General features: G+C 51.4%; 13 protein-coding genes. 8 read left to right on the plus strand and 5 right to left on the minus strand.

What is annotated here, in order from left to right; genetic code table 11:
- Positions 1–387 precede the first annotated feature (387 nt).
- Positions 388–780: a DUF4190 domain-containing protein gene (locus Q0L28_RS06465; protein ID WP_296633170.1), complete on the plus strand. Its 393-nt coding sequence runs from the start codon at positions 388–390 to the stop codon at positions 778–780.
- On the opposite strand, the gene Q0L28_RS06470 is transcribed toward Q0L28_RS06465, so the two are convergent.
- Entirely contained in the window at positions 777–1,547 is a 771-nt protein-coding gene (locus Q0L28_RS06470; RefSeq protein ID WP_296633171.1) for an HAD-IIA family hydrolase, read from the minus strand. The two genes, Q0L28_RS06465 and Q0L28_RS06470, sit on opposite strands and share 4 nt — an antisense overlap.
- Positions 1,548–1,585: 38 nt before the next feature.
- On the opposite strand from Q0L28_RS06470, the gene Q0L28_RS06475 reads away from it, so the two are divergent.
- The 3 genes from Q0L28_RS06475 to Q0L28_RS06485 are packed head-to-tail and all read left to right on the plus strand — an operon-like array spanning position 1,586 to position 4,533.
- The gene (locus Q0L28_RS06475; RefSeq protein ID WP_296633174.1) at positions 1,586–2,530 is read left to right on the plus strand and encodes a Na+/H+ antiporter NhaA; all 945 of its coding nucleotides are present in this window, start codon (positions 1,586–1,588) and stop codon (positions 2,528–2,530) included.
- On the plus strand, positions 2,523–3,185 hold the full coding sequence (locus Q0L28_RS06480) for a TrmH family RNA methyltransferase (protein WP_296633176.1): 663 nt from the start codon (positions 2,523–2,525) through the stop codon (positions 3,183–3,185). Before Q0L28_RS06475 ends, Q0L28_RS06480 begins: the two co-directional genes overlap by 8 nt.
- Positions 3,186–3,240: 55 nt before the next feature.
- Positions 3,241–4,533, plus strand: a complete 1,293-nt coding sequence (locus tag Q0L28_RS06485) for an adenylosuccinate synthase (protein ID WP_296633177.1) — start codon at positions 3,241–3,243, stop codon at positions 4,531–4,533.
- A gap of 19 nt (positions 4,534–4,552) precedes the next feature.
- Here Q0L28_RS06485 and Q0L28_RS06490 read toward each other — a convergent pair whose 3' ends face one another.
- From Q0L28_RS06490 to Q0L28_RS06505, 4 genes are all read right to left on the minus strand, one after another.
- Positions 4,553–5,449 carry a DMT family transporter gene (locus tag Q0L28_RS06490; RefSeq protein WP_296633182.1) on the minus strand — a complete coding sequence of 299 codons (897 nt, stop codon included), beginning with the start codon at positions 5,447–5,449 and terminating at the stop codon, positions 4,553–4,555.
- A 92-nt stretch (positions 5,450–5,541) separates the two neighbouring features.
- Positions 5,542–6,327 (minus strand): ATP-binding cassette domain-containing protein, encoded by a 786-nt coding sequence (locus tag Q0L28_RS06495; RefSeq protein WP_296633185.1) that lies wholly within the window; start codon positions 6,325–6,327, stop codon positions 5,542–5,544.
- Entirely contained in the window at positions 6,324–7,361 is a 1,038-nt protein-coding gene (locus Q0L28_RS06500; protein WP_296633187.1) for an ABC transporter permease, read from the minus strand. The genes Q0L28_RS06495 and Q0L28_RS06500 overlap by 4 nt, the downstream gene beginning before the upstream one ends.
- 112 nt (positions 7,362–7,473) lie before the next feature.
- The gene (locus tag Q0L28_RS06505) at positions 7,474–8,445 is read right to left on the minus strand and encodes a substrate-binding domain-containing protein (RefSeq protein WP_296633190.1); all 972 of its coding nucleotides are present in this window, start codon (positions 8,443–8,445) and stop codon (positions 7,474–7,476) included.
- A gap of 226 nt (positions 8,446–8,671) precedes the next feature.
- Here Q0L28_RS06505 and Q0L28_RS06510 point away from each other — a divergent pair, with 226 nt between their 5' ends.
- The 4 genes from Q0L28_RS06510 to Q0L28_RS06525 all read left to right on the plus strand — a co-directional run bounded on the left by Q0L28_RS06510 (position 8,672) and on the right by Q0L28_RS06525 (position 14,001).
- Entirely contained in the window at positions 8,672–9,697 is a 1,026-nt protein-coding gene (locus Q0L28_RS06510) for a LacI family DNA-binding transcriptional regulator (protein ID WP_296633191.1), read from the plus strand.
- Positions 9,698–9,797: 100 nt separating this feature from the next.
- Positions 9,798–11,240 carry an aldehyde dehydrogenase family protein gene (locus Q0L28_RS06515; RefSeq protein WP_296633193.1) on the plus strand — a complete coding sequence of 481 codons (1,443 nt, stop codon included), beginning with the start codon at positions 9,798–9,800 and terminating at the stop codon, positions 11,238–11,240.
- Between the two features lie 20 nt (positions 11,241–11,260).
- Positions 11,261–13,234: a 3D-(3,5/4)-trihydroxycyclohexane-1,2-dione acylhydrolase (decyclizing) gene (gene iolD / locus Q0L28_RS06520; RefSeq protein ID WP_296633196.1), complete on the plus strand. Its 1,974-nt coding sequence runs from the start codon at positions 11,261–11,263 to the stop codon at positions 13,232–13,234.
- On the plus strand, positions 13,234–14,001 hold the full coding sequence (locus tag Q0L28_RS06525; RefSeq protein WP_296633197.1) for an aldolase/citrate lyase family protein: 768 nt from the start codon (positions 13,234–13,236) through the stop codon (positions 13,999–14,001). Before iolD ends, Q0L28_RS06525 begins: the two co-directional genes overlap by 1 nt.

Genomic DNA, 14,001 nt, shown 5'->3' on the forward strand with positions numbered 1-14,001 from the left:
ACCTTCAGCAAGTACATGAAAGAAATCAACACAGCTGATTTCAGTAGTTGAAATGCAATTCATCGAGAAATACAACGTTGCACTAAGCATTGCCGGAGTTGCGCCGGTAGTTAAAGCTCAGTGCTGAAGCGCTCCTTTTCTAGAGCAATTGATGATCAGTAATTTGGGGGAATTATGTCAGATGAAACAAAAGAGTGCATAGCTTGTGCTGAAAAGATTCAGATAAACGCCAAACTTTGTCGTTATTGTTCTACTCATCAAAACGATCGTCGTTTCACGAACCCTGTTGTCAATGTTGGAGTTGAAGCTGCCCAGAGAATTCATCTCAAGCAAAACAAAACGACAACTACGCTTGAACGATATTGCTCGGAGTGCATGAAGTACGTCGTGACTTCGGAATTTTATGACCGTTGCGAAGTTTGTCGAGGCGAGGCAACAGTTGGCCGACTGCCGCGTCAAGACAATTCTGAAATTGATGCCGTGCAGAGCGAAGGCGCGGGTGGCGATCGAGTTCTACCGCCCGGCTACACTCATGTGCCACTCGGCCCAACACCTGGGATTGCGGTTGTGGCTGTAATAGTCGCTTTCTTTGTGCCATTACTTGGGTTGATTTTGGGATACTCAGCCCGAACTGAAGTGCGCAATCCAAACAACCCCAAGGAGGGCGACGGCCTTGCCACAATTGCGATTGTTGTGGGTTGGATCTGGATTGCACTTGGAATTATTTGGATATTAGTAATCATCGGCGCCGCAGCAGCGGCTCCAAATTACGAGTACTAGATCAAATCGGCAACTGAGTTCAAAATCTCAGTTGGTCTGAACGGGTACTTCTTGATTTCTTCGGTATCCGATATTCCAGTAAGCACCAACACGGTGTGCAAGCCGGCTTCAATACCAGCAACCACGTCGGTATCCATTCGGTCACCAATCATGCCGGTGGTCTCTGAGTGTGCGCCAATCTTGCGCATTGCGCTTCTAAACATCATTGGGTTTGGCTTGCCAACCACATAAGGTTCCATGCCGGTTGCCTTGGTGATCAGCGCTGCGAATGATCCTGCTGCCGGAATCACGCCTTCTTGTGAAGGGCCGGTCACATCTGGGTTGGTGACAATAAAACGTGCTCCAGCTTTGATTAGGCGAACCGCCTTGGTGATTGACTCAAAGTTGATGTTGCGGGTCTCGCCCAGCACCACGTAGTCAGGGTTATTGTCAGTCTGCACGTAGCCAACTTCATGCAGTGCTGTGGTTAGGCCAGCGTCACCAATCACATAAGCAGTGCCACCGGGCATTTGCTTGTCTAGAAATGCTGCCGTGGCTAACGCCGAAGTCCAGATGCGATCTTCAGGAATATCTAGGCCACCAGCCTGGAGACGGGCCGAGAGGTCGCGCGGGGTGTAAATGCTGTTGTTGGTGAGCACCAAAAAGGGGGTGCCGGCCGATTGCCACTTTGCAATCAACTCAGATGCGCCTGGGATAGCGTGGCCTTCGTGCACGAGCACGCCATCCATGTCGGTGAGCCAAGAAGTGATATTGCTGCGATCTGCCATAGGTCAAGGATACCCGCCGCGCAAAATAGACTTGCAAAGTGGATACAAACGCCAAGCAAACACTCAGCGGCGCATTGCTCTTGGGGAGCGCGCTCGCGGCATTATTTTGGTCCAACTCTGCTGCCTTGGCTAGCTATGAGTGGATTCACCAATTTAATTGGCTGCCTGCGGCAGCGATCTTTATCTTTTTTGCCACCGTGGGAATTGAGCTGCGTCACGAACTGAGTGTTGGTTCGCTCAGTAACGCACGCAAGGCAGCCCTTCCAATTGCTGCCGCTATTGGCGGAATGATTGTTCCCGCATTGGTCTTCACTCTTTTTAATATGCACACCGGCAGTCTTGCGGGCTGGGCAATTCCAATGTCAACCGACATTGCCTTCGCGCTCGCAATTTTGGCAATTTTTGGCAAGAAGCTGCCAACCGAAATGCGCGCTTTTTTGCTCACCGTTGCGGTGGTCGATGACGTTCTCGCGATTTTGGTAATCGCAATTTTTTACACTTCAAGTTTCAGCTTGCTTTCACTTGCCTCAGTGATTGGCGTTGCGGTGGGTCTCGCATGGCCACGCAGTGCTGGTGCCGCAATTCACTCAAAACTTGATTCATTTAATTCACTAATTGGTTTGCCACTTTTTGTGCTGTTCGAAGCTGGTGTGCACATTTCAGTAAAAGACCAATCCGCAGTTTTAAATTCACCAATTATTTATGGTGTAATCGCCGGTCTAATTCTTGGCAAGCCGGCAGGAATCTTGTTGGGCACTTATGTGGCGGGCGCAATTTCAAAAACTCAAATTGATTGGCAAAACCTGTTTCCAATCGCTTTGCTCGGTGGAGTTGGGTTTACCGTTGCGTTGCTAATGAATAGCTTGTCGTTTGCGCAAGGTTCACTAGCCAGCGCATCTGGCACCATGGGAGTCATTGTTGGCAGTGCCGCGTCGGCCTCGTTGGCAATTTATGCAATGCAAAGAAAGCGCGCCAATGGCTGAGATTGAAAACACCACACCAACCGAAGACGAAAACGCCTCACCCGAACTAACCACTTGGGGTGTTGGCCCGTGGCAGGGCGAATGGCCTACCGAAGAGCACTTTGACCCAGAGTTGCTTCAAAACGGTGACACCCGAAATGTGCTCGACCACTTTCGCTACTGGAAGATGGAAGCAATTGTTGCCGACCTCGACAAGCGTCGCCACAAATATCACGTAGCCATTGAAAACTGGCAGCACGATCTAAACATCGGTTCAATCGTGCGCACCGCTAACGCCTTCTTGGCCGAAGAAGTTCACATCATTGGTAACCGTCGTTGGAATCGCCGTGGCGCAATGGTGACCGACCGCTACCAACATGTGCGCCACCACCCATCTGTAGAGGAATTTGTGGAATGGGCCAAAGGCCGCAACCTGCCAATCATTGCCATCGACAACGTGCCTGACTGCCAACGCATTGAAGAGTATGCCTTGCCCGAAGAATGCGTGCTGCTTTTTGGGCAAGAGGGCCCGGGGCTGAGTGAAGCTGCCATCGAGGCTGCCACCGTGGTGCTTGAGATCACCCAGTTTGGCTCGACCCGTTCAATCAACGCCTCGGCGGCTGCGGCCATCACAATGCACCAATGGGTAATGCAGCACGTCTTTAATAAGCGATAAACTTGGCTGTACGCCATCGCGTGCAAATCCTTCTTTTTAGGCAAAGGGGAGCATCATGCCTGCAGTAGTGATTATTGGCGCTCAATGGGGCGACGAAGGCAAGGGCAAAGCCACTGACCTGCTAGCCGAGCACATCGATTATGTGGTCAAGTTCAACGGCGGCAACAACGCCGGCCACACCGTGGTTATTGGCAACGAGAAATACGCTCTTCACCTGCTGCCATCTGGCATCTTGACCCCTGGGGTTATCCCGGTTATCTCTAACGGCGTGGTCATCGACCTAGAGGTCTTGTTCCACGAAATCGAGGCTCTAAACGCTCGCGGCATCGACACCTCAAAGCTTCGCGTTTCTGCAAACGCACACGTGATCACCCCTTATAACGTGACTTTGGATAAGGTCTCAGAGCGCTTCTTGGGTAGCCGCGCAATCGGTACTACCGGTCGCGGCATTGGCCCAACCTACGCCGACAAAATCAACCGAGTTGGCATTCGCATTCAAGACCTATTTGACGAAAGCATTTTGCGTCAAAAAATCGAAGGCGCATTGGTTCAGAAGAACAACTTGCTTGCCAAGGTTTATAACCGCGCTGCAATTCGCGTGGACGACATCGTGGCCGAACTGTTGAAGTTCACCGAGCGTTTGCGCCCTATGGTTGCCGACACCGCTTTGGAATTGCACAACGCAATTGAAGAAGGCAAGACAGTTTTGTTCGAAGGCGGCCAGGCAACCATGCTTGACGTTGACCACGGAACCTATCCGTTCGTCACATCTTCTAACTCAACCGCTGGTGGCGCATCAACTGGTTCTGGCATTGGCCCAGCCCAGTTCAAGACAGTTATCGGAATCGTGAAGGCCTACACAACTCGCGTTGGTGCCGGCCCGTTCCCTACCGAGTTGTTCGACGAGAACGGCGAGTTCTTGCGCGCAACCGGTTTTGAATTTGGAACTACCACTGGTCGCCCACGTCGCTGCGGTTGGTATGACGCACCGATTGCACGCTACTCAGCTCGCATCAACGGTGTTACCGATTTTGTGTTGACCAAGCTGGATGTGCTTACAGGTCTAAAGGTGATTCCTGTTTGCGTTGCTTATGACGTTGACGGCAAGCGCTTCGATGAAATGCCAGTGTCGCAAACTGACTTCCACCACGCTGTTCCGATCTACCAAAACTTTCCTGGTTGGACCGAAGACATCACTGGTTGCACCAAATTTGAAGAGCTGCCTAAGAACGCACAGGATTACATCGTTGCGCTTGAAAAGATTAGCGGCGCTCGAATTTCTGCAATTGGTGTTGGCCCGGCACGTGACGCAATTATCGTTCGTCACGACTTGTTGCACCGCGACTAATTTCGCAGGGCGATAAGCGCTACTTAGTTTTGAAGCGCTGACTCCAGGCCACGCTGGTGAGAATCAATGCGGCGGCAATCCAAGTGATTGGTGAAACCGCTTTGTGCAAGACCAAGATCGACAAAATCATCGTGACGATTGGTTGCAGCAACTGCAACTGCGCGCCCTTCACCAGGCCAATTGTGTGCAAGCCCTGATTGAGCATGAAGTTGCCAATTGATAGCGAGAACCAACTCACAAATAGGTAACCCAAAATTGCCGGCCAAGTCGGCCACTCGGTAATCGGGTTGATCGACCAGTTGACGATTGCAATTGGCAACTGCACCGGAATCGAAATGATTACCGCCCAGCTAAGCACCGCAAACGAAGAGTATTTAGCCACCAGGGTTGAACCTGAGATGTGCCCCATTGAGGCAAACAGCACTGCAAAGGCTAGGGCGATGTATCCCCAGTAAGCGCCGCCACCAACTTCACCGCCGGCTTTGAAATAGGCCAACGCCATAGCGCCACCGGCACCTAGGGCTGCGGCTGCCCAGAACATAGGCCTTGGTTTTTTGTGACCAATAAACACCGCCACGATTGCCGTCACCATCGGCGTAAGGGCGCCAATCACGCCAGCATCCGCGGCGGGCACAGTTTGCAGTGCCAAAGTCGAAAGCAGCGGAAAACCAATAATTACACCAAGTGATGAACCGATGATTAGTGGATAGGCCTCGCGCGGCGGCAAGATTGGTTGCTTCATAGCCTTCAAAGCGATAACCGAGAGGATTCCCGCGGGCACAACTCGACCGATGCTCATTGTGATGGGGTCGAAGCTCTCGGCTCCGAGTGTGACGGCAATGAAAGTGAAGCCGAATCCGATGATTGCGAAAAACGACAGCAGGTAACCGCGCACTGTTTCTGATTGCTGCTTCATTGCATCCTTAGAAATTGCTTCACCGTTGAATGATTTAAATCTAATGCCCCCGACTCGAGAGCCGGGGGCATTAGAAGTAACTGTTGAACCTATTACTTGCGTACCACGTTGATCTCGTGTGTCAAAGCTTCAAGCTCTGCACCACCAGCCATGGCCTTGGTTAGTTCTTCTAGCTGAACTGTGTCGCGATCGAAACGCTTGATCATTTGACCACGGTTCAATAGGTAGAAGCGGTCACCAACAAGGTGTGCGTGGTGAGGGTTGTGGGTAATGAAAACCACTGACACTCCACGGTCCTTAGCCGCAAGAACATACTTCAAAACGATTCCAGACTGACGAACACCAAGAGCTGATGTTGGCTCGTCCAGAATCAGAACCTTTGCACCAAAGTAAACCGAACGTGCAATCGCAACTGACTGGCGCTCTCCACCAGATAGGGTTCCGATTGGTTGGTTTACATCGCGCAGGTCGATGCCCATTGCCAATAGCTGCTCTTTGGTGATCTCTTTCATTTTCTTTACGTTCAAGACTTTGAAAGGGCCAACCTGGGTGCGAATCTCGTTGCCCAAGAAGAAGTTGCGCCATACCGACATAAGTGGAATGGTTGCCAAATCTTGGAACACGGTTGCGATTCCGTTAGCTAGTGCGTCACGCGGTGAGTTGAACTCAACTGGCACGCCATCAAGCAAGTACTCACCCTTTGATGGCTTGTGCACGCCAGAAAGCACTTTGATCAAGGTTGATTTACCAGCACCGTTGTCGCCAAGGATGCAAGTTACCGAACCCTTTTCAACAGCTACTGAAACGTTCTGCAGCGCGATAACGCTGCCGAAGCTCTTCTCTACGTTCTTTAGTTCGAGTGCGTTTTTGCTGCTCATTTTTTGCCACCCTTCGCCTTGCGGCCGATGTAGAGGTTAATCAGTACTGCTGTGAACAAGATGATTCCTAGGAATGTTGAGGTCCAGTCTGAATCCCAACGTGAGAATGGAATACCGATGTAAGCCATACCCATGATCAATGCACCGATGGCTGCACCGATAGCCGAGCCAGCACCACCGGTTAGCAAGGTTCCACCCACCGCAGCAGCGATGATGTAGTAGAACTCCTGGCCAACTCCCTGGCCAGCCTGCATGCCCTTTAGGCGAAGCACGAACATGATGCCAACCAGCGCCGCTGAAATTGCGGTGTACATGAACAAGATGATCTTGGTTCGGTCAACTGGCACACCCGCGTTGCGCGCTGCGTTAGCGTCGCCACCAACCGCGAAGATCCAGTTTCCAAAGCGAGTGCGAGTCAACACTAGGGTTGCCACGATGGTTAGGCCTAGCCACCAAAGAAGTGAAATCTGAAAGTTGTCGCTGCCAAAAGTCGAAGCAAAGATTGCCGCTGCAGAGTCGAAGCCCTCAGCCTTGTCTGTGCCGGTTACGCGAACTGAGCCGGTAACAAACTTTGTGTAAGCCATGTTTGCACCCTTCAACACGAAGAAGGTTGCCAGGGTAACAATGAATGAAGGCAACTTGGTCTTGACAACAACATAGCCATTGATAAATCCAACGACTGCAGCAAATAGCAGAGCGATGAAAATTGCAAGCCAGATGTTCATGCCAAGTTCGGTAACCATCATGCCTACTAGCAAGCCTGTGGTACCAACCATTACACCGGTCGAAAGATCGAACTCACCGGCAATCATTAGCAGAGCAACTGAAATGCCAACGATGCCAATTGGGGCAGCGATGTCAGTCCAGCCGGCGATGCCGCCCGGGCCGGCAAAGTTGCCTGTGGTGTCGGTTGATGCGAAAAGAATGAAGATTGCTACTGCACCCAAGAAGGCACCGAATTCGGGCCGGCGCAGAATTTTTTGGAAGATGCTCGCGGTTCTTACGCGCTCATCAACTGTTGACGACTTTGTCATTTGTGACCTAACTAATTTTTTGATTCTGAAATTTGGTTCGGCGAACCAGAAAGTAAAAGGTGGGCTAGGAACTATTCCCTAGCCCACCTCGATGTTTATTACTTGCTAGAGACTAGCGTGTGCCAGCTGCAACTAGGTCCTTAACCGCTGCAACGTTGTCCTTGGTTACGAAGCCAGGACCGGTGTAGATCGGAAGACCGCCACCAAGTTCGTTGCTGTTGGTTAGAGCTAGGTACAAAAGAACTACTGACATGTAGCCCTGTGCATACTGCTGCTGGTCAATTGCGAACTCCATGGTGCCAGCTGCAATTGCGTCTAGTGCCTCAGGAGACATGTCAACGGTTCCAACCTTTAGAGTCACGCCAGCAGTTTCAGCAGCAGGTAGAACTGCCTTCGCAGCGATGTCAGCGTTCAAAGCGAACACAGCGTCGATTGTCTTGTCAGCCTTGAATGCTGCTGCAAGCTTTGCTGCAGCTGCGGTTAGGTCAGCAAGACCACCATCAAGGTTGAAGTTCTCTGCCTTACCGGTGAAGGTTTCAGCAAGACCCTTGCAACGGTCTTCAAGACCAACGTTTGCAGCTTCCTGAATTGGGCAAAGAACGTGCTTTACGCCCATCTCGTTGAACTTAAGACCAGCTTCGCGACCCGCGATAACTTCATCCTGACCAACGTGTGTGAAAGCGCCAAGTTCCTTGAACACTGCTGAACCTGAGTTCATGGTTACTGTTGGGATGCCAGCGTCGTGCGCCTTAAGCATCGCAGCCTTGATTGCCTCTGGGTCTGGTGCCGAAGCAGCGATACCGCTACATCCAGCAGCAACACCTGCGTCAATTGTTGAAGCCTGCTTTGCAGCGTCGTTGGTTGAACCCTGGTAGTCAAGAGTTACGCCTAGGTCTGCAGCCGCAGCCTCTGCACCCTTTTGAGCTACGGTCCAGAAAGTGCCGCCGTCGCCGTGTGTGTAAACACAGATCTTTAGGTCTGAGTGTGCTCCGGCACCATCAGTTGGAGTTGCCGCAGGTGATGCACAACCTGCTAGAGCAAGAGCAGCCACGGCTGCTAGTGCTGCGTACTTCTTTAGTGACATTTACTAACCTCTCATCGTCGAGTATTTGTATGCAGAACTTGAAAGGAACATAACGAGTTCTGACAATCCTGAGTATGTCAGCATGTAAATACATATTCGGACCGTTCCACGAGTTTGTTATGCAACCGCAACCTTTCTAGAGGCCAATAATTATCTGGGTTTTTGTCCATTGGACAGGTCCAAAATTTCGGTGTAGTTTGGAGCCTACTGAACTTGAAAGTTGTCAATGAAGACCAACAAAAGACCCACTATTCGCGACGTTGCCGCCGAGGCTGGAGTGTCCAAATCACTCGTTTCGATGGTGTTCTCAAGCGACGAGGGCGTTAGCCAGGCCCGCCGAGACAAAGTTATGGCTGCCGCCAAAAAACTGGGCTTCACCCCAAACGTATGGGCTCGCTCACTAAGCAGTGGTCTCAGCAACTTCATCGCCATTCTGGTGGTCGACCTGCACAACCCGCTATTTACCGAGGTTGCCGATCACGCTCGCAAGGCTTTGCTCGAGCGCGGCCACCAAACTTTTATGACCGCAGCGATTATTTCGATGCAAAATGGCAAACGTGTGCTTGAAAAATCAACCGTGCAAACCCTGCTCGACCTGAAGCCACGCGGCATTTTGGTGATTGGCGACTTGCCAGACAAAGCCTCGCTGAAGCAAGTGCCCGAAGAAGTGCCTATTGTGATCGCCACCACGGTGCACTCCGGATTGAAGCGTGCGATTGTTTTGCGCATTGATGAAGACGAGGCAATGCGCCAAATTGTTCAGCACCTGGTTGAAAAGGGCCATCAGACCGTGTCTTATGTAGGTCCTGATGACAGCGATGTCTCGACAGCTCGCATATCCAGCTTTAAAAAGGCTATGGATCTATACAAGCTGACCCCGCACATGCAATTTTGTGATCGCACCGAGGAAGCCGGCTATTCGGCAGCCAAGATTGCCTTGCAAGGTGAACCGCAGCCAACTGCATTGATTTGCTTTAACGACGTGGTTGCATTTGGTGTGCAAGAAGCTGTTGAGTCTTTTCAGAAGGCGGGTGGCGGCCAGGTTGCTGTCACGGGCTTCGACAACACCTACATTTCTGCGCTAAGTCGCATCTCGCTCACTTCGATTGAGCAAGAAAAGGTGGCGATTGCCATGCGAGCAGCCGAGATTCTTTCTGCTGACGAATCGGTTTGGCGCGAGGCCGAGGGCAAGAACCTTTTGCTGGTGCCGCGCTTGGTTATTAGGGATTCCAGCAATTTTGTCCAACCCTAATTTGGACAATTGGACAAAGTTGACAGCAGTTTTAGTTGGGTGAAAAATCGGACCGTTCCAGAGTTGAATCTGGTCGGCTTAGCAAAAGGTAGAAATCGCAATGGAGCGCAATAACCTAATCATTGGCGGTCACTATGTGGCGCCAAAATCCGGGGCATTCGAAGAGGTCAAGTCACCTTTCGACAACCGTGTGGTGGGCGAAGTAGCCACCGCAAATCTCGACGACGTCGAAGCGGCAATTGCTGCTGCGGTGATTGGTTTTGAAAAATGGCGCAGAACCCCTGCGCACGAGCGCTTCGCAATCATGCTGAAGGCTGCGGCTTTGGCCGATGAACGCCAAGAAGAGATGGCGCAGATCATCAGTGCCGAAAACGGCAAGAGTTTGGTTGAAGCCCGTGGCGAAGCTAGCCGCTCAGGTGAAATCATGCGATTGGCTGCCTATGAAGGCGCGCAACTTTATGGCGAGACGTTGCCACTTGATGCAAACAAAGGAACTGGATTCGACAAAGTTGGTTTCACCATCAAGCAGCCTGTTGGTGTTGTTGTTGCAATCACCCCGTTTAACTACCCAGCACTTTTGGTGTTGCACAAACTTGCACCTGCACTTGCTGCTGGTAACTCAGTTGTGCTTAAGCCTGCTCGTTCAACACCGCTAACTGCAATTGCATTGGCACAGTGCTTCATCGATGCAGGATTGCCAGACGGAGTTTTGTCGGTCATCACCGGTGCTGGTGGATTGCTTGGTGACGCATTGGTTAGCGACAAGCGTGTGCGTAAAGTTTCATTCACCGGTTCTACTCGCACAGGTGAGCACATTGCACGCGTTGCAGGTGTGAAAAAACTTTCACTAGAACTTGGCGCGTCAGGCCCAGTTGTTGTTCTAAAAGATGCCGACATCGAATATGCAGCCAACTCAATTTCACTAGGTGGCTACATCAACGCGGGTCAAGTTTGTATTTCGGCACAGCGCGTAATTGTCGAAGAATCAATCATGGGCGACTTCTTGGCTGCACTTCAGCCAAAGGTTGAAGCGATCAAAGTCGGCGACCCTTCTGCTGCAGACACAAAAGTTGGCACGCTAATTTCAAAGGCCGAAGCAGACCGAGTTGCACAATCAATTCGCACAGCAGTTGCTGATGGCGCAACATTGCTAACCGGTGGCGAGCAAGATGGCACTGTTATTCAGCCAGCAATCGTTACCAACGTTGACCCATACTCTGCATTTGCTCAGGATGAATTGTTTGGTCCAGCAGTTGCAGTTAGCTCTGCACGCGATGTGACTCACGCAATCGAGTTGGCCAACAGCACAATCTACGGATTGGGTGCGGGTGTATTTACCAACAACATGAATTCAGCAATTCAAGCGATGCGCGAAATTGAATCTGGAGTGGTTCACATCAACTGGACTCAATTGTGGCGAGCAGACCTAATGCCATATGGCGGCATGAAGTCGAGTGGAATTGGTAAAGAGGGTTTGCGTTCTGCAATCGCAGAAATGACAGAAGTTAAAACCGTAATCATGCACGGTCAAGCGTGGAACTAAAGGAATCGAGGAGAGCAAAAATGGTAACACCTAACTATGGCGAAACAGTTCGCCTAACCGTTGCGCAGGCCGTTGTTAAATATATTGCGGCTCAGTACTCGGTCACCGATGGAGTGCGCAAGCGTTTCGTTCCAGCTGCAATGGGTATTTTTGGCCACGGCAACGTTGCCGGTTTGGGCCAAGCGCTTGACCAGCTAAGCGACGAACTGCCTTTTGTTCAGGGCCGCAACGAGCAGGCGCTTGGTCACGCAGCAACAGCCTTTGCCAAGCACACACTGCGCACCCAGGTAATCGCGGTTACCGCATCTATCGGCCCAGGTGCACTTAACCTTGTCACCGCTGCAGGCACTGCAACCGTAAACCGCATTCCACTTTTGCTGCTACCGGGTGACACATATGCAACTCGTCGCCAGGGCCCAGTGCTGCAGCAACTTGAAAACCCACAGGCTCCAGACCTAACAGTCAACGACGCGTTCCGCCCGGTGGCTAAATTCTTCGACCGCATCAACCGCCCAGAGCAGTTGCTCTACTCGTTGCCAAAGGCTTTCCGTGTTTTGGCAAACCCAGTCGAGACCGGTGCAGTTGTAATTTCATTGCCTCAGGATGTTCAGTCACACGCATTCGATTTTCCGAAGAGCTTCTTTGAGCCACACGACTGGAAGATTCGTCGCCCAGAGCCAAGCCTTGATGAAGTAGCAGAAGTTGCAGCTGCAATCAAGCAGGCAAAGAACCCACTAATCATTGCTGGTGGTGGCGTTATCTACTCAAAGGCAACCGCAGAACTTGAAGCACTTGCGGATGCAACCGGTATTCCAGTTGCCGAAACATTTGGTGGCAAGGGTGCCATTCAGAAGAAGGCCGACTGGGCTGTTTGGGGCATCGGTCTTGAAGGTTCACCAGAAACCAACAAGTTGGTTAACAAGGCTGACCTAATCATTCACGTTGGAACACGTTTGACTGACTTTGCAACTGCATCGCAATCAATCTTCCAGAACCCAAAGGTTAAATTCGTTTCGATTAACGTTTCTGAATTTGATGGCATCAAGCAGGGCGCAACCACGGTTGTTGCTGACGCAAAGCTTGCCCTTTCAGCTCTCACCAAAGCAGTTGCCGGTTACAAAGTTCCTGCCGAATGGACAGCAGAAATTATCGAGAAGAATGCAGTTTGGGTTAAGGCTCGCAACGCGGCTCTTGATGTGAACTTCACATTCGACAAGTCAACACTTGACCCTGCATTCTCAGAAGACACCGACGCAATCATGACTCAGGGTCAGTTGCTTGGCGTGATGCAAAACCACGCACGCTCAGGCGACGTAATTATCGCCGGTGCTGGTGGCCCTCCGGGTGACGTTCAAAAAGTTTGGGATGCAACCGAAGGTCGCTTCGCACACCTTGAGTTTGGCTTCTCTTGCATGGGTTATGAATTGCCTGCCGCAATTGGTGTTCGCCTTGCAAACCCAAACCCAGCCAACCGCATCACCACATTTATTGGTGACGGCACCTGGACCATGGCTCCAACCGAATTGGTAACTGCAGCTCAAGAGCGTTTGCCTCTAACCATCGTTGTTTCTGAAAACCACGGATACCAAGTGATTCGTCGTTTGCAGATGTGGCGCGTGGGAAACAGCTTCGGCAACGAGTTCCGCTACCGTCAAGACGGCCCAGTTGTGACCGAGTCGGCAGAAGCCGCTGGCAAGGCTCCTCGTCTTGAAGGTGACTACCTATTCCTTGACATTGTGAAGATGGCAGAGGGTATGGGCGCCAAGGCATTCCGCCCAATGACCACCACCGAATTTGCCAAGGTGCTAGATGACACCCGCGATGAGCAAGGCCCGGTTGTAATCGTGGTTCCAACCATTCCACACGCAAACCTTCCTGCTTCTGAAGTTTGGTGGGACGTTGCGCCGGCTGAGGTTCACGAGAACTCACCTTGGATCCAGGCAACTTCGGATGACTACAACGCAGGCCTGAAGACACAGAGATTCCACTACTAATGAAATCTCCACTCAGCCAAGGCGGCTTTTTAGAAACCCTTAGGAAGGGCCAACTAACCGTTGGCACCTTCTTGGGTTTGGCATCGCCATTGGCAGCAGAGGTTGCTTCAGTTAGTGGCGTGGACTGGGTGTTGTTAGACCTAGAGCACGGCGGCGGCGGCGAAGAACAGGTTTCACCCACCGTGGTTGCATCCGGAGGATACGGTGTGCCAACCTTGGTGCGCGTTGAATCATCAGAGCGCATCCGCATTGGCCGCGTGCTTGATGCTGGTGTTGCCGGTGTCATGATTCCTCGCGTTGACACTGTTGCCCAGGTTCAAGAAGCCGTGCAGCACATGAGCTACCCACCAAATGGAGATCGCGGAGTAGCTACATATAACCGCGCAGTTGCCTGGGGTAAAGATCTTGAAGCGCTAAACCCAGTTTCGAAGTCTGCATGCCTTGTGCAAATCGAAACTATTGGTGCGCTAGCAGCAGTTGAAGAAATTGCTGCTGTGCCAGGCGTTGACGCACTTTTTGTTGGCCCACTTGATTTGAGCTACGCACTTGGAGTGCCTCGCGATTTCAAGAATCCAAAGTTTCTAGACGCACTGCAAAAAGTTTTGGCTGCGGCAAACGCACAGAACAAAGTCGCTGGCATCTTGGCTTCAGATACAACCATCGCTCGCTTTTACGTAGAGATGGGTTTCAAATTTATCGCCATCGGTTCAGATTCAACTCTGATGGCAAAAGCAATTACCGACGCAGTAAACGAAATCAGAAAGTAG

Origin of the sequence: Rhodoluna sp. (assembly GCF_024639375.1) — a bacterium.
Taxonomy (GTDB): Bacteria; Actinomycetota; Actinomycetes; order Actinomycetales; family Microbacteriaceae; genus Rhodoluna.

Bases quoted from the DNA above. Each gene is read 5' to 3' on its own strand.
- Q0L28_RS06500 (WP_296633187.1), bottom strand. From the start codon at position 7,361: ATGACAAAGTCGTCAACAGTTGATGAGCGCGTAAGAACCGCGAGCATC.
- Q0L28_RS06510 (WP_296633191.1), top strand. From the start codon at position 8,672: ATGAAGACCAACAAAAGACCCACTATTCGCGACGTTGCCGCCGAGGCT.
- Q0L28_RS06485 (WP_296633177.1), top strand. From the start codon at position 3,241: ATGCCTGCAGTAGTGATTATTGGCGCTCAATGGGGCGACGAAGGCAAG.
- iolD (WP_296633196.1), top strand. From the start codon at position 11,261: ATGGTAACACCTAACTATGGCGAAACAGTTCGCCTAACCGTTGCGCAG.
- Q0L28_RS06470 (WP_296633171.1), bottom strand. From the start codon at position 1,547: ATGGCAGATCGCAGCAATATCACTTCTTGGCTCACCGACATGGATGGC.
- Q0L28_RS06490 (WP_296633182.1), bottom strand. From the start codon at position 5,449: ATGAAGCAGCAATCAGAAACAGTGCGCGGTTACCTGCTGTCGTTTTTC.
- Q0L28_RS06480 (WP_296633176.1), top strand. From the start codon at position 2,523: ATGGCTGAGATTGAAAACACCACACCAACCGAAGACGAAAACGCCTCA.
- Q0L28_RS06495 (WP_296633185.1), bottom strand. From the start codon at position 6,327: ATGAGCAGCAAAAACGCACTCGAACTAAAGAACGTAGAGAAGAGCTTC.
- Q0L28_RS06515 (WP_296633193.1), top strand. From the start codon at position 9,798: ATGGAGCGCAATAACCTAATCATTGGCGGTCACTATGTGGCGCCAAAA.
- Q0L28_RS06505 (WP_296633190.1), bottom strand. From the start codon at position 8,445: ATGTCACTAAAGAAGTACGCAGCACTAGCAGCCGTGGCTGCTCTTGCT.
- Q0L28_RS06525 (WP_296633197.1), top strand. From the start codon at position 13,234: ATGAAATCTCCACTCAGCCAAGGCGGCTTTTTAGAAACCCTTAGGAAG.